This window comes from Nocardiopsis sp. CNR-923 (genome assembly GCF_001942255.1).
Taxonomy (GTDB): Bacteria; Actinomycetota; Actinomycetes; order Streptosporangiales; family Streptosporangiaceae; genus Nocardiopsis.
This window is the reverse complement of record NZ_MKKC01000076.1, coordinates 142,730-163,943: the sequence shown is the minus strand read 5'-3', so window position 1 is coordinate 163,943 and position 21,214 is coordinate 142,730. Positions and strand designations below refer to the sequence as shown.

The 21,214-nt window shown below is 69.8% G+C and carries 17 protein-coding genes and 3 pseudogenes; 13 read left to right on the top strand and 7 right to left on the bottom strand.

Annotated features, from left to right (window positions below; translation table 11 throughout):
* Positions 1 to 224 precede the first annotated feature (224 nt).
* Together BJF83_RS11195 and BJF83_RS11190 are read right to left on the bottom strand one after the other, a co-directional pair.
* Positions 225 to 1,604 (bottom strand): PTS transporter subunit EIIC, encoded by a 1,380-nt coding sequence (locus BJF83_RS11195; RefSeq protein WP_075926227.1) that lies wholly within the window; start codon positions 1,602 to 1,604, stop codon positions 225 to 227.
* Positions 1,605 to 1,645: 41 nt separating this feature from the next.
* Positions 1,646 to 2,382: pseudogene (locus BJF83_RS11190) on the bottom strand (GntR family transcriptional regulator).
* A gap of 191 nt (positions 2,383 to 2,573) precedes the next feature.
* Between BJF83_RS11190 and BJF83_RS11185 the strand changes: the two are divergent.
* From BJF83_RS11185 to BJF83_RS11155, 7 genes and pseudogenes are all read left to right on the top strand, one after another.
* Positions 2,574 to 3,617: an SIS domain-containing protein gene (locus tag BJF83_RS11185; protein ID WP_075926226.1), complete on the top strand. Its 1,044-nt coding sequence runs from the start codon at positions 2,574 to 2,576 to the stop codon at positions 3,615 to 3,617.
* A gap of 100 nt (positions 3,618 to 3,717) precedes the next feature.
* Complete coding sequence (locus BJF83_RS11180) at positions 3,718 to 4,125, top strand: PTS glucose/sucrose transporter subunit IIB (RefSeq protein WP_316042253.1); 408 nt, start codon at positions 3,718 to 3,720, stop codon at positions 4,123 to 4,125.
* A gap of 28 nt (positions 4,126 to 4,153) precedes the next feature.
* The gene (locus tag BJF83_RS11175) at positions 4,154 to 4,633 is read left to right on the top strand and encodes a PTS glucose transporter subunit IIA (RefSeq protein WP_075926224.1); all 480 of its coding nucleotides are present in this window, start codon (positions 4,154 to 4,156) and stop codon (positions 4,631 to 4,633) included.
* Between the two features lie 122 nt (positions 4,634 to 4,755).
* Positions 4,756 to 6,434 (top strand): annotated as a pseudogene (locus BJF83_RS11170) (glycoside hydrolase family 3 protein).
* Positions 6,435 to 6,559: 125 nt separating this feature from the next.
* Positions 6,560 to 7,222 (top strand): HAD family phosphatase, encoded by a 663-nt coding sequence (locus BJF83_RS11165; protein ID WP_075926268.1) that lies wholly within the window; start codon positions 6,560 to 6,562, stop codon positions 7,220 to 7,222.
* A gap of 86 nt (positions 7,223 to 7,308) precedes the next feature.
* A complete protein-coding gene (locus BJF83_RS11160) occupies positions 7,309 to 7,764 on the top strand; it encodes a DUF6912 family protein (RefSeq protein WP_075926223.1) in 456 nt (151 codons plus the stop codon).
* Positions 7,765 to 7,871: 107 nt separating this feature from the next.
* Positions 7,872 to 8,459, top strand: coding sequence for a Uma2 family endonuclease (locus BJF83_RS11155; RefSeq protein ID WP_075926222.1), 588 nt, complete (start codon positions 7,872 to 7,874; stop codon positions 8,457 to 8,459).
* 14 nt (positions 8,460 to 8,473) lie between these two features.
* Here the strand turns inward: BJF83_RS11155 and BJF83_RS11150 are convergent, their stop codons facing one another.
* From BJF83_RS11150 to BJF83_RS11140, 3 genes are read right to left on the bottom strand one after another with little or no spacing between them, the layout of a single operon-like run.
* Positions 8,474 to 8,803, bottom strand: coding sequence for a MerR family transcriptional regulator (locus BJF83_RS11150; protein ID WP_075926221.1), 330 nt, complete (start codon positions 8,801 to 8,803; stop codon positions 8,474 to 8,476).
* Between the two features lie 49 nt (positions 8,804 to 8,852).
* On the bottom strand, positions 8,853 to 9,404 hold the full coding sequence (locus BJF83_RS11145; protein ID WP_075926220.1) for a PIN domain-containing protein: 552 nt from the start codon (positions 9,402 to 9,404) through the stop codon (positions 8,853 to 8,855).
* A gap of 12 nt (positions 9,405 to 9,416) precedes the next feature.
* On the bottom strand, positions 9,417 to 9,884 hold the full coding sequence (locus tag BJF83_RS11140) for a helix-turn-helix domain-containing protein (protein WP_075926219.1): 468 nt from the start codon (positions 9,882 to 9,884) through the stop codon (positions 9,417 to 9,419).
* 443 nt (positions 9,885 to 10,327) lie between these two features.
* Here BJF83_RS11140 and BJF83_RS11135 point away from each other — a divergent pair, with 443 nt between their 5' ends.
* On the top strand, positions 10,328 to 10,642 hold the full coding sequence (locus BJF83_RS11135; protein WP_143831849.1) for a hypothetical protein: 315 nt from the start codon (positions 10,328 to 10,330) through the stop codon (positions 10,640 to 10,642).
* A 184-nt stretch (positions 10,643 to 10,826) separates the two neighbouring features.
* Here BJF83_RS11135 and tgmC read toward each other — a convergent pair whose 3' ends face one another.
* Entirely contained in the window at positions 10,827 to 12,002 is a 1,176-nt protein-coding gene (gene tgmC, locus BJF83_RS11130; RefSeq protein ID WP_075926217.1) for an ATP-grasp peptide maturase system methyltransferase, read from the bottom strand.
* Between the two features lie 637 nt (positions 12,003 to 12,639).
* Between tgmC and BJF83_RS11125 the strand changes: the two genes are divergently transcribed.
* A complete protein-coding gene (locus tag BJF83_RS11125) occupies positions 12,640 to 13,431 on the top strand; it encodes a methyltransferase domain-containing protein (RefSeq protein WP_316042252.1) in 792 nt (263 codons plus the stop codon).
* A 145-nt stretch (positions 13,432 to 13,576) separates the two neighbouring features.
* On the opposite strand, the gene BJF83_RS11120 is transcribed toward BJF83_RS11125, so the two are convergent.
* Positions 13,577 to 13,894: a hypothetical protein gene (locus BJF83_RS11120; protein WP_075926216.1), complete on the bottom strand. Its 318-nt coding sequence runs from the start codon at positions 13,892 to 13,894 to the stop codon at positions 13,577 to 13,579.
* A gap of 171 nt (positions 13,895 to 14,065) precedes the next feature.
* On the opposite strand from BJF83_RS11120, the gene BJF83_RS11115 reads away from it, so the two are divergent.
* The 4 genes and pseudogenes from BJF83_RS11115 to BJF83_RS11100 all read left to right on the top strand — a co-directional run bounded on the left by BJF83_RS11115 (position 14,066) and on the right by BJF83_RS11100 (position 21,150).
* Positions 14,066 to 14,923 (top strand): helix-turn-helix transcriptional regulator, encoded by an 858-nt coding sequence (locus BJF83_RS11115; protein ID WP_187347127.1) that lies wholly within the window; start codon positions 14,066 to 14,068, stop codon positions 14,921 to 14,923.
* Positions 14,924 to 14,925: 2 nt separating this feature from the next.
* Positions 14,926 to 15,174: a DUF397 domain-containing protein gene (locus BJF83_RS11110; protein WP_075926215.1), complete on the top strand. Its 249-nt coding sequence runs from the start codon at positions 14,926 to 14,928 to the stop codon at positions 15,172 to 15,174.
* Between the two features lie 71 nt (positions 15,175 to 15,245).
* A complete protein-coding gene (locus BJF83_RS11105; protein ID WP_075926214.1) occupies positions 15,246 to 15,941 on the top strand; it encodes an HAD family hydrolase in 696 nt (231 codons plus the stop codon).
* Between the two features lie 344 nt (positions 15,942 to 16,285).
* Positions 16,286 to 21,150 (top strand): annotated as a pseudogene (locus BJF83_RS11100) (NAD-glutamate dehydrogenase).
* Positions 21,151 to 21,214: the final 64 nt, after the last annotated feature.

Here is a 21,214-nt window from a genome sequence, read left to right as displayed (position 1 = left end):
CCGCCAGGGTTGGAACGCCCACAACCCGGCCGCGACCAGGACCAGCACGAGGCCGGCCACCGGCCACACCACCAGGGGTCGGCGCCACCAGGCCGCCTTCGGAGTCCGCGTGTTCATCGTTTCGCCTTTCCAGAGGGTTGTCCGCACTCTCCATTCGGAGCCGACCGCGGTGAGGAGACCCGGCGTCGCCGCGTTCCTCACCGCCGGACTCCGCCGGGGGCGGATCAGTCGGCGCGGTCGCCCCTCTCCCCGCCCGCGGCTCCGGTTTCCGAGGCTACGGCGTCGGCCCCGGCCGTCGCGTCGTCCTCGGCGGGCTCACGGCCCGGCGTGGGCAGGTTCATCTTCCGGATGAGGAAGGTGAACACGAAGTAGTAGAGGAAGAAGTAGCCGATCCCCAGCGCCAGGATCCACAACAGCCCCGTCGTGTTGGACTTCGTCGCGTTGATGAGCAGGTCGATCGCTCCCGCGGAGAAGCCGAAGCCAAGGTGGGCGTCCAGGGCGTTGAGGACCGCCATCGAGATGCCCGTCAGCACGATGTGCACGGCGAACAGCACGGGCGCGACGAAGATGAACGCGTACTCGATCGGCTCGGTGATGCCCGTGACGAACGCCGTGAGCGCCGCCGCCACCATGAGGCTGCCGATCTCCTTGCGCTGCGACGGGTGCGCGCAACGCCAGATCGCCAACGCCGCGCCCGGCAGACCGAACATCAGCACGGGGAAGAATCCGGACAGGAAGCCGCCGGCCGTGGGGTCGCCGGCCAGGTAGCGGTTGATCTCGCCCAGGAACACGTCGCCCGACTCGGGGTCGGTGTACTCGCCGAACACGAACCACACGACCGAGTTGACGATGTGGTGCAGGCCGAGCGGCAGCAGCAGGCGGTTGACCACGCCGTAGACGCCCGCGCCGACCGAGCCCAGTCCGATGATCCACGTGCCGAAGTCGTTGATCCACCCGCCGACCGTCGGCCAGACCAGACCGAAGACCACGGCGATCAGGGTGGCGACGCCCGCCATGAGGATGGGCACGAAGCGGCGCCCGCCGAAGAAGCCCAGCCAGGTCGGCAGCTTGATCCGGTGGTAGCGCTGCCACAGCAGCGCCGTGACGATGCCGATGACGATGCCGCCCAGCACGTCGCTGGGGTTCTTCACACCCCAGTTGACCACCGCCTCGCCCGCGGCGCCGAAGGTGACGCGCTCGCCGATCTCGCCGCCCTGCTCGAAGAAGAGCAGCTTGGACACCCGGTCGAAGACCAGGTAGCCGACCAGGGCCGCCAGCGCGGTCGACCCGTCCGCGCGTTTGGCGAAGCCGATCGCCACACCGACCGCGAAGAGCAGCGGCATCGCCTGGAACAGCGAGTCGCCCGCGGCGCCGACCACGCCGGAGACGGTCGTCATCCAGCCCATCCCGGGCCAGCTCGCCACACCTTCGGCGCCCAGGAGGTCCGGCTGGCCCAGTCGCAGGAGCAGGGCGGCGGCGGGCAGGACCGCGATCGGCATCATCATGCTGCGGCCGAGGCGTTGCAGGACCGCCAGCGTCGTGGAGGACCGCTTCTCGGGCGCCGTGTTCCGCGCTGACGGTGTGGAGGATATGTCCGGACTCATGGGGGCCTTCCACGGACGTGCGCCCCGTGGGCGCGGGGGAATCAGTCTCCGTGCCGCCGGGGGTCCAGCCTGGAGTGCAGCTGGTAGCGGTCGGCGCGGTAGGTGGACAGCGCCAACTCCACGCACTGCCCCTTCGCGAAGCTCCGGCGCTGCATCACCAGCACCGGGCTGCCGGCGGGCAGGCCGAGCAGGCGGGAGTCCGCGGAGTCGCAGATCCCCGCCTCGATCGTCTGCTCGCCGGAGTCCAGGAGGATGTCGTACTCGTTCTCCAGCACCTCGTACAGGGAGCGCACGGCGAGGTCGTAGTCCTCCAGCCCCGGCACCATCGCCGCCGCGATGTTGGAGCGCTCCACCGCCATGGGCTCGTCGTCGGCGGTGCGCATCCGCTCGATGTGGTGGACCAGCGTGCCGGGCGCGATGTCGAGCATGCGGGCGGTGTGCCCGCTGGCCGGGATGACCTGGCGGATCAGCTCCCGGGCGCGGGCTCGTAGCCGCGGGCGCGCATGTCCTCGCTGAAGGAGGCCAGGACGAGGGACATCTCGATCTTGGGGCGGGCGATGAAGGTGCCCTTGCCCGGGACGCGGTACAGGCGCCCCTCGGACACGAGCAGGTCGATGGTCTGGCGCACGGTCATGCGCGACAGCTGGTAGACGGCGCTCAGTTCGCGCTCGGAGGGGATCATGTCGTCCACGCCCAGACCCGACTCCGTGATCCAGTCCAGGAGCAGGTCGCGGAGCTGACTGTACTTCGGGAGCGGGTTGCTGGGGTCGATCGGCATGGGCGGACGGCCTTCTCGTTCGGCGGGTGGTCGGCGTTCGACTCTAGCGCCACGGGTCCCGGGCAGCCGGTCCGGCGGGACCGCACCGGGAGGATCGGGACGAGACTGGTATAGTCCGGACTAGACCACAGCTGCGTCCGGGTGTCAACACATTCCACACAGGTCGGCCCGATCCCCAGGGAAGGTTGTCCATGCCCGCCACCACGAGCGTCATGCGCTCCGAGATCGCCGAACAGCCCGAGGCCCTGCGCCGCACCTTCGCGGAGCTGCTCCCGCGGCGCCCGGAGATCGAGTCCCTGGGCCGCGCCACCAGACAGGTGCTGTTCCTCGCGCGTGGTTCCTCCGACAACGCCGCGGTCTACGGCGGCTACCTGCTCCAGGCCCACACCGGCCGACTGGCCACCCTGGGATCGCCCTCCATCGCCACCGCCTACGGCGCCAGGGTCGACCTGTCCGGCGTCCTGGCCGTCGCCATCTCCCAGTCGGGCGAGACCGAGGAGATCGTCGAGACCATGCGCTGGGCCGCCGACTGCGGAGCCCGCACCGTCGGCGTCACCAACGGCGCCGACTCCCCGCTCGCCGCCGAGGCCGACGTCGCCCTGGTCACCCAGGCCGGGAACGAGGTCGCGGTGCCCGCCACCAAGACCTACGACACCCAACTCGCCGCCCTCGCGGTCCTCGCCCTGGGACTGGGCGCCAACCTCGACCCGGGCGACCTGGAGCGCGTGGCGGACGGCATCGAGCAGACCCTCGCCGCGCCCACCGACGCCGTCGAGGAGATCGTCGAGCGCATGGTGGCAGTCCAGGGCGCGGTCATCTCCGGCCGCGGCATGGCCTTCTCCACCGCACTGGAGGCCGCGCTCAAGCTCAAGGAGGCCTGCTACCTCCACGCCATGGGACTGTCCTACGCCGACCTGCTGCACGGCCCCATCGCCGTCGTCGACCCGCGCACCCCCGCGTTGCTCGTCGCCGCGCCCTCCGGCCCCACCCTCCAGGGCACGGTCGCCCTGGCCGAACGCGCCCGCTCCGCCGGGGCCCCGGTATTCGGCTTCGGCGGCGGTGACGCCCTCGCCGCCGCCAGCGACCTGTCCGTCCCCGTCCCGGACGTGCCCGAATGGGTCGCGCCGATGAACCTCATCGTCCCGGCGCAGCTGCTCACCGAACACCTCGCCCGCCGCCTCGGCTACGACCCCGACGTCCCGCGCGGCCTCGACAAGGTCACCCAGACCTCATGAGCCCACCACCGGACCAGTCCGGCTCCCGCCGAACCCCTGGTGCGCCGCGAGCCGGGGCCGTAGGCTGTGCTCGCTGTGGGCCGCCGCTCCGCTTCGGCCCGTGTCCGGGCGCTCCGAAGCCAGGCGTCGTCATCCTCCGCTTTCCCGACGCCCGTTCCTCGTCAGCGGCTCGTCGCGTCTGGCGGACCCCCGGCGGCGCCCCAACATCGACGGGGAACCACAGGAGCCCGCGGGAACCCACTCCCGTGAGCGCACACGTCAGGGAGGACTCATGGCGGACAAGGCGGCCGCGATCGTGGCCGGGCTCGGCGGCGCGGGCAACATCGAGGACATCGAGGCCTGCATCACCCGGCTGCGCACCGAGGTCTACGACCCCGGTCTGGTGGACGAGAAGGCGCTCAGAGCCGCGGGCGCGCACGGCGTCCTCGTCTCCGGCGCCGTCGTCCAGGTGGTCGTGGGCCCCGAGGCCGACACGCTCACCGACGACATCCACGACCTGCTCGACTGACCACCCACCCGAGGAAGGCCGCCCCCGCATGTCGGATCACGCACTGCGCGTCCTGTCCCCCGTACCGGGCACGGCCCGCCCCCTGGACTCGGTCCCCGACCCGGTCTTCTCCCGGAGCATGGTCGGCCCCGGCGTCGCCGTCCACCCCGAAACGGGGACGGAGGGCGCGGACGACCCGCAGGAGGCGTGCTCGCCCATCGACGGGACCGTGGTGAAGCTGCACCCCCACGCGTACGTGGTGACGTCCCCCGACGGAGCCCGGAGCGTCCTCGTCCATCTGGGCATCGACACCGTGGAGCTCGCCGGGGAGGGCTTCGCCCTGCTCGTCGACCAGGGCGCCGAGGTCCGCGCGGGCACACCCGTGGTGCGCTGGCGCCCCGGACGTGTGGCCGCCCTGGGCAAGTCCCCGGCCGTGCCGGTCGTCGCCCTGGACGCCGCCCCCGCCGCGCTCGCCGCGCCCGCGGACGGCGCGGTGGGCCACGGAGACCCCCTCTTCACCTGGGGCTGATCCCCGATGGCCGGACGGAGTTCGCCCCCATCCCCGCTCCGTCCGGTGCGGCCAGGGCTTCGCACCCCCGCCGAGCGGGTAGTCTCCGGCGAGCCCACTCGATCGCCGGAGAACGATCCGCCATGAGACTGTCGCACCTGCTGGCCCCGGTCTGCGCGTGCCTGACCCTGATCGCGTCCGCCTGCACCACGGAGGAGGTGGGTTCGTCGCGCCAGGCCGATGAAGCGCGCCCCAGCCCGAGCCCCGCGCCCTTCGAGCCCGTCCTGGCTCCGCGTGTGCTGGAGGAGATGACGCTCGACGACAAGATCGGCCAGCTCCTCGTCCTGACCGCCCAGGGCACCACCGCCGCCGAGAACACCGCCCAGATCGAGGCGTACCGCCCCGGCGGCGTCATCTACTTCGACCGCAACCTGGTCGACGCGCCCCAGATCGCCCAGATGTCCGCCGGGCTCCAGGAGTTGGCCGCCGCACAGGGGGCGGGCACTCCGCTGTTCGTCGGCGTCGACCAGGAACAGGGCATGGTCGCCCGCCTGCCGGTGGGCACACGCTTCCCCGACGCGATGGCGGTCGGGGCCACCGGAGACCCCGCGATGGCCCGGCTGCGCGCCTCGACCACCGCAGCCGAGCTCACCGCGCTCGGAATCAACCTCGACTACGCGCCCGTCGCCGACGTCAACACCAACCCCGACAACCCGGTCATCGCGTCCGCTCCTTCGGCGCCGATCCCGACCTGGTCGCCGAGATGGCCGTCGCTGAGGCCGAGGCCTACGCCGAGGCCGGGGTGGTCCCGGTCGTCAAGCACTTCCCCGGACACGGCGACACCGACGTGGACAGCCACACCGGGCTTCCCGTCATCGACCTGCCGCGCGACCGGTGGGAGGCCGAGCACCTGCCGCCGTTCCGCGCCGCCGTCGAGGCCGGGGTGGACGCCGTCATGACCGCCCACGTCCTGATGCCGGGGCTGGACGCCTCGGACGACCCCCAGCCCGCCACGCTCTCCCCGGCCCTCATCGACGGCGTCCTCCGCGACGAGCTGGGGTTCGACGGCGTCGTCACCACGGACGCGCTCAACATGGAGGGCGTCCGCCAGACCCACTCCGACGGGGAGATCGCCGTCCGCGCCGTCGAGGCCGGGGTCGACCAGCTGCTCATGCCGCCCGACCCCGCCACCGCCGTCGCCGCCCTGCGCGCGGCGGTGGAGGAGGGCCGTCTCACCGAGGAGCGCCTCGACGCGTCCGTACTGCGCGTGCTCGCCCTCAAAGAGAAGCGCGGCATCCTCACCGAGGACCCGCCCGCGCCCGCCGATCCCGAGGCCGCCGAGGCGGCCGTGACCGATCCCGCGCACGGCGAGGCGGCCCAGCGCGTCGCGGACGCGTCGGTGACCCTCGTCCGCGACGAGGACGGGCTCCTGCCCCTGACCGGGGACACCACCGTGAGCGTGCGCGGTGAGGGTGCCGACCGCATCGCCTCCGGCCTGCTCGACGCCGGGCTGAGCGTGGTGGAGACCGGTGCCGACGTCGTGGTCGTCGGCACGGACGGCGCCCGTGCGTCGGCGGCGCAGCGCACGCCGGTCGAGTTCGCGCTCGCGCAGGGGACGCCGGTCATCGTGGTCGCCCAGGGCGGACCCTACGACCTGGAGGCGTTCCCCGAGGTCGGAACGTACCTGGCGGTCTACTCGTCGGTGGACGTGTCCCGCACCGCCGCCGCGCGCGTGATCGCGGGCGAGGCGGAGCCCTCGGGGACCCTTCCCGTGGACATCCCCGGCGCCGGTGTGGAGGCGGGAACGGGACTCGGCTTCTGACCGCCCGGGCGGCCCGGGTGGTTGAAACGTGAGCGAAACGGGAAGAACGCATCCCCGCCCGGCGCTCGGGCCCCTCCGAGGACCGGTCGGACCGCGTCCGCCACACGGATGGAGGGGATTGGATGATGGACAGCGCACGCCGGGGCGTCATCTCTGACTGGGGCGGGGTGCTCACCACGCCGCTGCTCGACGCGATCAGCGCCTGGCTCGACGATGAGCGCATCGACAGCGCCCACTACCGGCGGGTCATGCGGCCCTACTTCGACGACAGCCTGGACGGGAACAACCCGGTCCACGCGCTGGAGCGCGGTGAGATCGACACCGCGACGTTCGAGCGCGACCTGGCCGCCCTGCTCAGGCTGGACGACGGCGGCACGGTGGTCGCCGAGGGCCTCATCCACCGCATGTTCGCCCGCTTCGATCCCGTGCACGAGATGTACGAGACGTTGCGCGCCCTGCGGGGGTCCGGCGTCGGCACCGCCCTGCTGTCCAACTCCTGGGGCAACGGGTACCCCCGAGAGCATTTCGAGACCGCCTTCGACGAGGTCGTCATCTCCGGCGAGGTCGGGATGCGCAAGCCAGAACCCCGCATCTACCTGCACACCTGCCAACTCCTCGGCCTGCGCCCGCGGGACTGCGTGTTCATCGACGACCTGGAGCACAACGTCCGCACCGCCGAGGAACTCGGCATGACCGGTCTCCTGCACACCGACGCGGCCACCACGCGTCGCGAACTGGCCCGCATCCTGTCCGTGGACGTGGGCGCCGACGACTCCAGAGCGGCCTGACCGCGAGGCGTGCGGCGGGGCGGTGGCGCGCCCACCGCCCGTTCCTTGGCACACTCATGGGGACCGCACACCACCCCGGAGAGCCGATGTACGTCTTCCTGCCCAGCACCGTCCCCGCCCTCGCGAAGGTCATCGAGCGGGGGCGGGTGGACGGAGCGCCGCTGACCGCCTTCGCGGCCGACCCCGACTCCGGGACCGACGCGGAGGAGGCCGAGTACGACGCCATGTACGCGGCCGCCGACGAGTCGCTGGCTCTGCTGGCGGCCGATCCCGCCGCCCCCCGCCGCCGCGTGGTGCTGGCCGCGACCATGCCCGACCACGTGGTCGAGCGGGTGGGGACGGCGGGCCCGGGGGTGCTCCGGGTGCGGGTCACCAATCCCGTCCCCTACAAGAAGCTGGCCTCCGCGCACGTGGACGACCCCGGGGCGGCGGAGGACGTCGCCGCGGCGGCGGCCGACCCGGCCTCCGACGCCGCCGCCGAGCACGAACTCATGTGGTTCGCCGTCCAGGAGCTGCGCTACCTCGTCGAGGAACAGGGGTAGGGGCGTTCCCCGGCGCCCCATCGCGGGTTCTTCGGCGAACCCGCCGGTAACCGGGGGTTCGCTCTGGATACTGGCCTTCATGAAGCCGAGGAGGCAGTATGTCTGTCATGAGCATCCGGGACACGGAGACATCCGACCGGCCCCTGACCGTCGACGATCTGGCGCGCATGCCGGACGACGGGCGGCGCTACGAGTTGGTCGACGGGAGGCTTGACGTGTCTCCGGCCCCCGTCTTCGACCACACGTCCGTGGACTCCCGCCTGACCATACATCTGGGCAACGCGGCACCCGACGAGTTCACCGTCCTCACCGGCCCCGGCATCAATGTCAACGCCGACCGGACCCACCACCGCATCCCGGACCTGGCGGTCATCCGGGCCGATGCCGCCGAACGCCCCTACCTGACCAGGCCACCCCTGCTCGCGGTGGAGATCCTCTCCCCGGAGAGCGTGCTCCGCGACAGCAACACCAAGCGCGCCGAGTACGCCGACTTCGGGATCGAGTCCTACTGGATCGTCAACCCGCACCCGGACAAGGTCGGCATCAGTGAGATGCGCCTGGAGAACGGCCAGTACCGGGACATCACCCAGGTGTACGGAGAGGACGTCTTCGAGACCGAACTGCCCTTCCCGGTTCGGATCGTTCCGCACTGGCTCACCGCCGACGGCCCCTGGAAGAAGCACATCGGCGGCTGACCCGCCCCGGACGGTCAGAGCAGCCGCTCGACCTCCTGGAGGACGCGGCGCCTGGTGAGGGCGTCGATCTCCGCGAGCTTGTCGCGGTAGACGCCGATCGAGTCGGGCCAGGAGTCCCCGGCCGGGTGGCCCGCCCGGAGGCGCTCGACGAAGGGCCGGGTCTCCTCCAGCCCGAACCCGAAGTCCTGGAGCACGCGGATCTGCTCCACCAGCCGCGGGTCGTCGTCGCCGTACACCCGGTACCCGTTGGCCGCACGAGGCTCGGGCGGCGGCCCGAGGGATGCGTAGTACCGCAGGGTCCGGGTGCTGACGCCCGCCCGCTGCGCGAGTTCACCGATGCGCATGGGACCGAAGGAGACCTTGACGCCGACGTCAGGGCAACAACTGGTGGTGTCAACGCATGTGGCGCAGGACCTCGGCGGCGAACCCTGGGACGCCTGTCCGTTCCAGAAGCGCGAGTACAGCGGGCACAGTGGCCGGTTTCCTGCGGTAGGAGGCGGCCTGTTTCTCCAGAACCCCGAGCGTGAGGCCCGGGTACAGGTCGAGTTGATCGAGAAGGAAGTCGTCCGGGTGCACGGCGAGGACGTCGTAGGGCTTGAGCGCCGTGATCGGGAAGTCCTTGGTGTTGAAGGTGACGATGACCTCGGCGTTGGCGCGCACAGCTGCCGCGAGGACGTGCTGGTCCTTCGGGTCGTTCTCCATGCTGTCGATCAGCGCCTCGTAGCCGCGAACACGGGCGTCAGGGAAGGCACGGTCCATCTGTGAGATCCTGCGCTCCACCCTGTCGGCACCGATGCCGCGTCGGATCACGTTGCGCCTGAGCTCGTCAAGGACGTCGGCTGACCACAGTGGCCGGTAGGCGCCCGCGACGGCGAGGCGTAGGAGCGTGTCGCACAGGTAGGCGGGATAGAGCGCGCACGTGTCGAGAAAGGCGGGGAAGGCCACGGGTGTCCGTTCTCACCTGGTGTTCTCTGGGGTTGCGGTGGTCTCGTACAGGCCCATGTCCTCGGCTTCGGCAGACATCTGGTCCAGAACCTGCTCGCGCTCCTGCCTGGTGCGTTCCTGGTAGTCGAGGATGTCGCGGAGGAGGACACGGCGGTGCCGCCCGCGCATGCTGAAGGGAATCTCACCGTCGCCCAGGAGTCTGACCAGAGTGGGGCGGGAGATGCAGAGGAGGTCGGCCGCCTCCTGAGTGGTCAGCATGGTGTTGTGGGGGGCGATGGAGATAGCCATCCCTTGGGAGAGCACGGCCACGACGTCGCGCAGGACGGCGTAGAGCTCCTTGGGGAGCTCCATCTCAGAACCGTCCGGGCCGACCAGGCGTGCCTGAGGGCACTGTTCGTTGGTCAAGCCACGGGCGAGCGCGGTCAGTGCCGATCTGTCGTCAGGCGGAAGGATCGTTCGTTCACGCAGTGCCGTTGCCATGACACAAGGTTACCATGTTCGAAAAAAACGAAAACTCCGTGCCGCCCAGCATGACGGTTTCGCGCGAGGTGCCGGGGTCCACCACCGCCAGAACAGAAGGTGGGTCACCCCGCTGTGGCTCGGCACCGCCTCGTGCTGGAAGCGGTCGTCCAGCTCGTCAGGGCTCTCCCGCGGCCACGCCACCTGGCTGTGCGCACTCGCGTCGCCGACATCGGCGAGGTCGGCCGCGGCAGTCTCCGTCGATCGATCCGCGACGCACGTTCACCTGTGTCCTCGTTCCCCGCAGCACTCGTGACACGGCGAACATGACCGGAAACGGGTGGTGCGCCGGATTTGCGATCGGCACGATAACAGTGCGTACCGACCCGGGGGACGCACGTCACCCAGCCGGACGCGACCCGACTCCTGCGGGCGTCTTCGGCGACGGGGTGGACCCCATCGTCGTGATGTGGGTCAGTGCCCATGGGGATCTGCACTGGAACAACATCACGTCCCCCGAGTGCTTCCTGTTGGACTGGGAGGGCTGGGGGATGGCGCCGCTGGGGTACGACGCCGCCACGCTGTACTGCCACAGCCTGCTCGTTCCCGAGGCCGCGGCCAGGGTCCGCGAGGAGTTCTCTGACGTGCTCGACACCTTGGACGGGGCGCGCTCCCAACTGTTGGTCATCGCGCGCATGCTGCGGCGCTCCACGCACGGCGACTATCCGGCGCTGGTCACACCGCTGCATCGCTTGGCCGACCGTCTTATCGGAAGGTAGCGATCGTGTTCATCCAACGCCTCCACATTCTGGATCCCCGGCCTGAGGGGGAGGCGATCGACGTCACGGAGTGGCCCTTGGCGGCGCTATCTGGCCAGCCCGGACAAGTACCTCCGGCACCTCATCGACGAGTAGTGGGTGGAGGTCGCCCAGGTGTCCTCGGCGTTCCGGTTCGCGTTCTCCGTCATACCCAGTCCTCGATGTGCCAGGTCAACGCGCCGTTACCCAAGGTCACTGTGAGCCCGGAGGTGTCGGCGTGCACTCCGAATTCGGTCAGCCCCGGTGATCCCAACCCCTGCCACTGGTCGACCGCCTTCTCCACCGCTCCCCACAACCGGTTCGGCCCGGCTTCATAGACCGTGAAACCGCCGTCGACGGTGACCAGAGCCGCCACCGACTCGCTGCCGAGGTCGACAAGGTAGTCGATCGTCCGCCCCTCGGAGTCAGCCATGCGCAGTCTCTGCGCGGTCGGTGCCACGCACTGGGCCACGAACCGTTCCACCCATCCGTCGAACACCTGCGGGCCGAACCGCGCCGGTCGGCCTTCCTCCTGCTCCGTCACGGCCGTCAGCCACCTGGGTATGTGCCGGATGGACTGGGGCGCGTGCGCGCGAGCAGGCATGAACGACACCGTTCCAGGCAGGAACCGGCCTTCGGCGGTGCCGTGTTCGGAGACCGTCAGCCGGGCGAGCCCGAACCCGAAGAGGCCGCCGGTGAGGGTGGCCAGGATCGTTCCCTCCGGCCTGACCTGGTCCAACCACGCCCGAGGCACGGTCCGGACCGAGCACGTGGCGATCAAGCGGTCATAGGGCGCGCCAGACGGGTACCCGTCGAGCCCGTCCCCGATGACAAGGGTGGGCGCGTGACCGGCACTGTGCAGGGCCCGGGCCGCACGCCCACCCACCTGTGGATCGACTTCGACCGAGACCACACGCGCGTCGGTCAGACGTTCGCACAGCAGCGCGGTGGAGTACCCGGTTCCGGTGCCGATCTCCAGGACGCGGTCGCCATCACGCACGCTCAGGTCTTCCAGCATCCGCACGACCAGGCCGGGCAGGGTCGAGGAGGATGTCGGGGCGCCCGTGACAGGACCGGGTGCGGGATGGTCGTCTCCGTTGATCTGTGTGACCAGGGTGGTGTTGGCGTACACCATGGTCAACCATCGCTGAGGCGCGACGGATGCGCGCGTGATCGGCTCCCACCGACCAGCGGTGTCCGCGGGCGTGTAGAAGCGGTCGCCGACGAACACCTCTCGTGGGACGTTCGTCACCGCCGCCCGCCAGGCGGGCGTGCGCAGGTCGTCGTCCCGCGTCAGGGTCTGGGCCAACTCCTCGCGCAGGCGCTCGGTTCCTTCCCGCATGGGCTCACCGTACGCGACTGATGCGATCCATTCCGTTGACTGACGTCATCCATTGCTGTTCAACTGGTGTGAGCGAGCAGGATCTGCCGTCCGCCTCGGGTTCCCCTGGCTTCACCGCGACCACGTGCGCAGCACACGGGTCGCGCCCCGAGAGGACGGCGTCCACCGACGACCTGAGTTGGAGCACCCCCCATGGCCGAGGTCGACTGTGCCGCATGCGGCGGAACCGGAAGCTTCGTCCTCACCTCGGACGGGCAGAAGGGGGGGTGGGGAAAAGACAAGGAAGTCCGCACCTGCCAGCGGTGCGACGGTACCGGGAAGGTACAGAAATGACGGACCTCGGCCGGATGCACGTCGAGCTCACGGGCCGACTCGACACCGCCGACGCCATCCGCGCCGCGTTCGCAGATCACCCACGGCACCACTACATCCCGGACCTGGTCTGGCCGGATCCGCAGGGGCTGCCCCTCATCCGCACCGCGAACCCGCAGCGGTGGGCCTCCTACGTGTACGACGACGATTCGGTGGTCACCCAGGCCAACGACGGCGGCAGCGGACTGGTCAACACGCCGAGCTCTTCCTCGTCGGCCCCGCAGCTCATGGCGGACATGATCGAGCCGCCGGGATCGAACCCGGTATGCGGGTGCTGGAGATCGGAACCGGGACCGGGTGGAACGCCGCCATCCTGGCTTCCCTGGTCGGCCCGACCGGGCACGTCACCTCGTTGGAGATCGATCCCGACGTCGCCGCGCACGCCCGCGATCGCCTCTCGGGAAGCGGTGTGCGTGTGGTACCCGGCATCGAGGTGCCCGACGATGTCGTCTACGACGCCGTGATCGCCACCTGTGCCGTCAGCAGGGTTCCCCCCGCGTGGATCGAGCAGGCGAGGCCGGAAGCGTCGATCATCGTGCCCTGGGGGTCCTACTCCGGCTCACACGCCAGTCCCGTCGCTGCCCTCCGCAAGACCGGGCCGCAGAGCGCCGTGGGGCCGTTCGTGTGCGAGGCGTTCTTCATGCGAGACCGAACCCAGCGCGTTCCGGTGGGGGAGTTTCCCGGGATGGGCCGCGAGTCGGAGACGACCCGGGTCGTGCCGTTCACCCCGGAGGACCTGGTCACGGACGACCGTCTGGTCAGGTTCCTGCTCATGCTCCCCGGTGTGCGCATCGGCACGGGAGTGCGTCCCTTCAACGGGGACCGTGGGCGGATCGTGTACATGGGAGCCCCGGACTCCTCCTGGGCGTACCTGTGGCCCGACGGCTCGGTTCACGGCGGAGGTCCCACGCCCCTGGCGGAGCGTCTGCGCGAGACCCACGCACTCCTGGCGAGGGAGGGCTGGCCCGGGCTGGACGAATTCTCACTGGCGGTCGACACGTCGGGCGAGGAGTGCCGAGTGCGGACGCGCTTCGGTACATGGGAACACCGCGTGTAGACGACCACTCATCTGCTGAGCCCCCGCCGGGATCCTTCCCGACGGGGGCTCACCGGTTGCCTGAGTCGGGCAGTGTCCCGTGGCCGTGCGTTTGGGCGGCGCCACCGGAGGAGGGTGGCGTCGCCCAACGGCACGGATGCCGGATTCAGGTGACGCGGTAGCTCACCCGCCTGGAGTCGATGAGCGTCGCGCCTTCGGGCAGGTCCGTGCCGTCGTCGTCCTCGCGGAGGATGCGCAGCCAGACGCCGCTGTCGTCGGCGTAGGGGTCCAGCTTCTCCAGGAACTCCCACAGGCTGTGCGGGAGGGGCATGCAGGAACACGCGCAGGTGCGGGTGTTGTAGGTGGGCGTGAGGGGAGAGATGCGGCCCGCGAGGGAGATGCCGTCGTCGTCGGGCTCACCTCCCCGGATCACCTGGACCACTTCGGTGTACAGGTCGGCGCTGGACACGATCGTTGACGCCATGGAGTCAGCTCCTAACGCAGAGGAGGTGCCACCCGGTAGGGGTGTGCGACTGAGTCCAGTATGATCCTTGCTCGCAAGAATCTCAAGCCATAATTCTTGTTCGCAAGGATTTCTTTTCTGGCGTGCGGTCTACGATCAGGGAGCAGATCCGAGTGGAGAGTGGGGGTCCGTGTGACTGCGAGTGGGGCACCGGGTGTGCGTCGTCGTCGGCTGTCCGCAGCCCTGAGGCGACTGCGCGAGAAGTCCGGATTGACGTCCGCGGAGGTGGCCGAGCGGATGGGCTGGACCTCAGGCGCAAGACTCACCCGCATCGAGCGCAACGAGTGGAAGTTTCCGAAGCGCGAAGAGATCGAAGCTCTGCTGGAGATCTACGGGGTCGTGGGGGAGGAGCGGGAGCACCTTCTCAGTCTGGCCGAGACGGCTCGCGGGCGCAGCGATTGGCATGAATACGCTGACCTTTTCCCTGGCTCACTGCCTGACCTGGAGGCTGAGGCTGTCCGAATCCGGACGTATGAGGTCGTGCTAATTCCGGGTCTGCTCCAAACGCCTGCCTATGCCGCTGCCGTCTCGGAGGGGAGTCAGGTCGTGCCGCCTGACCAGATCGAACGAAAGGTGGAGTCACGGATGGCGCGTCGCGCCGTGCTGGATGCTCCCAAGGGGCCGTACTTGACAGCTGTGATCGACGAGCCCGCCTTGCGTAAGGCGGTGGGTTCACATCAGGTCATGGCCGAGCAACTGCGCTTCCTGTCAGGCATGGCCGCACATTACAAGGTGACTGTTCTCGTTCTTCCTGATGAGGCAGGTGCACATCCTGCGGTCGACGGTGCCTTCACCCTGTTCGACTTCCCTCGGCCAGAGCCGGGCATAGTCTCGATCCCCACCGTGGTTGAGGCGCTGTACGTTGAGGACGAAGACTACTTCGATCAACACGCGTTGATCTTCGACACCGTCCAGAACCTGGCGTTGGATCCCCAGGGGTCGATTGACCTCATCGAAGCCATCGCCGCTGAGCACGACAAGCGAGCCTGACCATGTTGCTTGAGTTCCACAAGTCCTCCTACTCGACTGCACAGGAGAACTGCGTCGAGGTCGCGCCCATCCTCAGCTTCCGTAAGTCCTCATACTCCTCAGGCGGAGAGAACTGCGTCGAGGTCGCCGACCTGCCCACCGGCGCGGCCATCCGCGACTCCAAGCACCCCGGGCTGGGCTTCCTCCCGGTCGGGGCCGCCGAGTGGGTCTCCCTCACCCGCCTGGTACGGGCGGAGGCCCCGCGCGCCTGAACCACCCATACGGCAAGATAGGTGCGTCCCTCGTCCCCGACACCCCCGAGGAGCCCGCCATCAGCCGCCTGGTGCTATGGAACGTCGATCTCACGCTCCTCGACGCGGGGCGCGTGATGCGGGCCGCCTACGCCGACGCCTTCGAGCGGGTCACCGGCGACCCCCTCGTCTACCTGACCTCCGCCGAGGGGCGCACGGACTCGGAGATGTTCTTCGAGTTCTGCGCCCGCAACGACACCGAGGTCGAGCCCGACACCGACTCCCTGGAGCGGTTCCTGGCCGCCCTGGAGGACGCCTTCGCGCAGCGGGTGGACGAACTTCCCGCCAAGGGGCGCGCCATGCCGGGCGCCGCGGCCTCGCTCGCGGCCGTGGCCGGCATGCCCGACACCGTCCAGACCGTGGTCAGCGGCGGCACTCGCGGGACCGCCACGGCCAAGCTCCGGGCGTTCGGCCTGGACGCCTACCTCGACCTGTCGATCGGCGGCTTCGGGTCGGTCAACTACCCCAAGTCCAGCCTCATCCAGTCGATCCGCCTGCACGCGGCGGGCGATGGCGGCCACACCTACACGGAGAGGGAGACCGTGCTGATCACCGGCTCCGTCCCCGACATCCGCGCGGCCGTGATCGGCGGCGCGGTCCCCATCGCGGTGCTCACCGGATCGACCACCGAGGGACGGCTCCGCGAGGCGGGGGCGGCGGAGGTGCTGGCCGATCTGACCGACCCGCGCGCGCTGATGACCGCCGTCCACCGGGCGACAGCGGCCTGACACTCCGCCACGACCGTGCGCGGCAGGGGCGTTCACTCCGGGGATGGACTCCCGCAATCCATTTCTAACAGTACGTAACTACCGCGTAACGGTGTTGGTCCTGTTCTCTGCGTCGAAAACCAGTAGCCTGGTCTGCGGGTGGGGACGGAACAACGGCGTTCCGGCACCTCGCCGACCTTCCGCCTGTGCGCACAGGCCCACGCCCAACCACCATCCCCGTGCCTCCCTCATGGCTGAGAGGGTTCACGGAAGATCACCACCCAGCACGGAAGTTCACAGGTCACATGACCGGGTGACCTCCCGAAGCTCGTGCGACGTTGCTCACAAAGGAGTGAGAGAGCCATATGTCCGGGCAATCCGACGTCATCCTCCAGAAGCTGCTCAGTGACGCGGCGACCCGGTGGTCCCCAGGACCCCGGGTGAGTCGTGCGGAAGCGGACGCCGTCCGCCGATTCCTCCCCCTCTACTTCCGGCACACGGACCCCGAGGAGATCGCCGGGCGCAGTCCCGAGCAGATCTGCGGCATCGCCGGCGCCCACCACGCGTTCGGCGCCGACCGCGTCCCCGGCCGCGCCAAGGTCCGCGTGTACACCCCCACCGTCGAGGAACACGGCTGGGAGCAGCAGACCAGCATCCTGGAGATCGTCACCGACAACGCGCCGTTCCTCGTCTCGTCCGTCACGATGGCGTTGAATGAGATCGGCGCGGGCGCGCGGCTGATCATCCACCCCCAGATGACCGTCGGCCGCGACATCGAGGGCGACCTGCGCGAGATCGACCCGGAGATCGGCGGCGAGGGCCTGCTGCCCACCGACGAGTCGTGGATGCACATCGAGATCGACCGGCAGACCGATCCCGAGCGCATCAAGGAGATCACCACCCGGGTCGAGAGCGTCCTGGGCGACGTCCGCTACGTGGACGAGGACTCCGCCAAGATGGGCGACCGGGCGATCCGCGTCGCAGACGAACTCGCCGCCTACCCCGACCGCCTCGTCGCGGGCGGCGTGGACCCCCGTGAGATCGGCGAGAGCGTCGACTTCCTGCGCTGGATGGCCAGCCGTAACTTCTCCTTCATGGGGTACCGCGAGTACGACCTGGTCACCGACGAGAACGGTGACGACGCCCTGCGCCCCCAGCCCGGTTCCGGGCTCGGCGTCCTGCGCATGGACTCCCCCGCGTCGACGAGCTTCGCCGCTCTGCCGCCGGAGATCCGGGCCAAGGCCCGGGAGCCCTACGTGCTGGTTCTGACCAAGGCCAACTCCCGCGCGACGGTCTTTCGCCCCAAGTACCTCGACTACATCGGCGTGAAGCGCTTCGACGCCCAGGGCAACATCGTCGGCGAACGGCGCTTCCTCGGGTTGTTCACCCCGCAGGCCAACACCGCGAGCATCACGCAGATCCCGATCATGCGCCGCAAGCAGGCCGAGGTCCTGGCACTGGCCGGGTTCGAGGCCGACAGCTACGACGGCAAGGACCTCATCGAGCTGCTGGAGACCTTCCCGCGCGAGGAACTCCTCCAGATCCCGGCCAACGAGCTGTACAACATCGTCCGCGGGGTCCTGCGCCTGCGCGACCGACGCGGCACCAAGCTGTTCATGCGCCGCGACCCCTACGGCGGCCGGTACATGTCCTGCTTCGTGTACATGCCGCGCGACGAGTACAGCACCCGGATGCGCCTGGACATCCAGAGCGCCCTCGGTGAGGCCTTCGAGGGCGCCACGATGGACCACAACGTCATGGTCGGCGCTGCCCCGCTCGCCCGCCTGTACCTGGTGGCGCGCGCCCAGCACGGGCACACCCTGGCCGACATCGACCAGGTCGCCCTGGAGGAGCGCGTCCGTCTGGCCGCCCGCTCCTGGGACACCGACTTCGACCACGCGCTCACCGAGAAGTTCGGCCCGACCCGGGCCACCGAGCTCAAGGACCGCTACGCCAGCGGCATGAACGAGGCCTACCGGGTCGACAACGCCCCGGAGATCGCGGCGGCGACGTCGGCGCACTGGAGGATCTGCTCGGGCGGACCGACGCGGACCGGCGCGCGGGCGAGTTCGACGCCAGCCTGTACCGCCCGGAGTCGGACGTCGACGCGTGGCGCTTCCGCCTCTACCGCGTCGGCGACCCGATCTCGCTGAGCCGCGTCCTGCCGGTCCTGGAGCACCTGGGCGTCGAGGTCGTCGACGAGTGGCCCTACGACATCACGGTCAAGGGCGTCGGCCGGGTGTGGATCTACGACTTCGGCCTCGGCCCGATCCCCACCTCCGACCTGGCCCCCGAGCGCCTCAAGGAGCTGTTCGAGGACGCCTTCGAGGCCTCCTGGCGCGACCGCTGCGAGTCCGACCGGTTCAACCGCCTCGTCGTGCGCGCGGGCCTGGACCGGCACCAGATCACCGTGCTGCGCGCCTACGCCAAGTACCAGCGGCAGACCGGGTCCACCTTCACACCGGACTTCATCGCGGACGTGCTCGCCGCCAACGTCTCCATCGCCAACCTGCTGGTGGAGCTGTTCGAGGCCCGATTCGACCCGGACCAGCCCGACGCCGGCCGCGACGAGCGCTCCGACGCCCTGGTCCGCAAGATCGAGGGCGAACTGGACGCGGTCGCCAGTCTGGACCACGACCGCATCCTGCGCGCCTACGCCGCGACCATCCGCGCCACCCTGCGCACCAACCACTACCAGGACCACCCGTACCTGGTGCTCAAGCTGAACCCGCAGGAGATCCCGGGCCTGCCGCACCCGCGGCCCCGGTTCGAGATGTACGTCTACTCGCCGCGTGTCGAGGGCGTCCACCTGCGCTTCGGGTCGGTCGCGCGCGGCGGCCTGCGGTGGTCGGACCGCTTCGAGGACTTCCGCACCGAGATCCTCGGCCTGGTCAAGGCCCAGATGGTGAAGAACTCGGTGATCGTCCCCAGCGGCGCCAAGGGCGGCTTCGTGTGCAAGCGCCTGCCCGAGAACGGCACCCGCGACCAGGTGACGGCCGAGGTCGTCGCCTGCTACAAGCAGTTCATCAGCGGCCTGCTCGACGTCACGGACAACCTGGTCAACGGCGAGGTCGTCCACCCCGAGCGCACCGTCCTGCACGACGGCGACGACTCCTACCTGGTGGTCGCCGCCGACAAGGGCACCGCGACCTTCTCCGACATCGCCAACGAGATCTCCCTGGGGCGGGACTTCTGGCTCGGCGACGCCTTCGCCTCCGGAGGTTCGGTCGGCTACGACCACAAGGCGATGGGCATCACCGCGCGCGGCGCTTGGGAGTCGGTGGCGTACCACTTCCGCGAGATGGGCGTGAACGTCCAGGAAGAGCCGTTCACGGTCGTCGGCATCGGCGACATGTCCGGTGACGTCTTCGGCAACGGGATGCTGCTGTCCACGCAGATCAAGCTGGTGGCGGCCTTCGACCACCGCCACGTCTTCCTGGACCCCGACCCCGACCCTGCCGCGTCGTGGGCCGAGCGCAAGCGGATGTTCGAACTGCCGCGCAGCACCTGGGAGGACTACGATCCCGCCCTCATCTCCGAGGGCGGCGGCGTGTTCCCCCGTACGGCCAAGTCGGTGCCGTTGACCCCGCAGGTCAAGGCGGTGCTGGGCATCGATCCGGAGGTCGGGGCGGTCACGCCCGACGAGCTGATCCGGTACGTCCTGACCTCGCCCGTCGACCTGCTGTGGAACGGCGGCATCGGGACCTACGTCAAGGCGAGCACCGAGACGCAGGCGGACGCGGGCGACAAGGCCAACGACCAGGTGCGTGTCAACGCGGACGAGCTGCGCGTGCGGGTGGTCGGCGAGGGCGGCAACCTGGGCCTGACCCAGCCCGCCCGGATCGAGTACGCGCGCGAGGGCGGTCGGATCAACACCGACTCCATCGACAACTCCGCCGGTGTGGACACCTCCGACCACGAGGTGAACATCAAGATCATGCTGGACCGCCAGGTGCGGGCGGGCGAGCTGAGCAAGGACGACCGCGACCGGCTGTTCATCGACATGACCGACGAGGTCGCCGCGCTGGTCCTGGACAACAACTACGCGCAGAACACCGTGCTGGCCGCCGCGCGCAAGCAGACCACGCAGATGCTGCACGTCCACGGCCGGTACATGCGCCACATGGAGCGTGCCAAGCTCCTCAAGCGCAAGCTGGAGGACCTGCCCTCCGACAAGGTCATCGCCGAACGGCGCGCCTCCGGCAAGGGGCTGACCAGTCCCGAGTTCGCCACGCTGCTGTCGTACACCAAGATCGACCTCAAGGAGCGGATCGGGGAGTCCGACCTGGCCGACGACCCCTACCTGGCCGACACCCTGACGGAGTACTTCCCGACGCCGCTGCGCTCGGAGCGGTTCGCGGGCGCCGTGGCCTCGCACCCGCTGCGCCGGGAGATCATCGTCAACCAGGTCGTCAACCAGTTGGTCAACCGGTCCGGGGTGACCTTCGCCTTCCGGCTCAACGAGGAGCTGGGCTCCAGCGCCGCCGACATCGCCCGTGCCTACCTGGTGGTCCAGAACGTCCTCCAGCTGCGCAAGTACTGGGGCGAGGTCGAGGACTTGGAGAACGTCATCTCCGTGGACAGCCAGCTGGTCCTGCTGCTGGAGACCCGCAAGCTCGCCGAGCGCTCCGCGCGCTGGCTGCTGCGGCACCGCAGCTTCCCGTTCGACATCCAGAGCGAGATCGGCTACTTCGCCGAGGCCGTGGGAGAGCTGCTGCCGCTCCTGCCCGACCTGGTCAGGGGCCGCGACCGGGAGGCCTACGTCGAGCGCCGCGACCGGTACACGGCCCTGGGCGTGCCCGCCGAGCTGGCCGAGCAGGTGGCGGTCATGGTGCCGGCCTACTCCACGCTGGACCTGGTGGAGATCGCCCAGCGCACCAGCCGTCCGGTGGAGAAGGTCGCCGAGCTGTACTTCGAGCTGGCCGACCGGGTCAACCTGAGCTGGTGGCGGGAGCGGATCATCGACCTGCCGCGTGACGACCGGTGGGGGACGATGGCGCGCTCCTCGATGCGCGACGACCTGTACTCCGCGCACGCCGACCTCACCGCGCGTGTGCTGGAGTCGGCCGAGACCGACTCCACGGCCGAGCTGCTCGACATCTGGGCCGAGCAGAACCGCGACCAGGTGCGGCGGGTCGGGATGACGCTGTCGGAGATCCAGGAGAGCGAGCGGTTCGACCTGGCCACGCTGTCGGTGGCGCTGCGCTCCATCCGCTCCCTGGTGGACTGACGCCCGGCGGACAGGCGCCGCGCGAGCCCCGACGGGCCCCGTGTTCACGTCGAACACGGGGCCC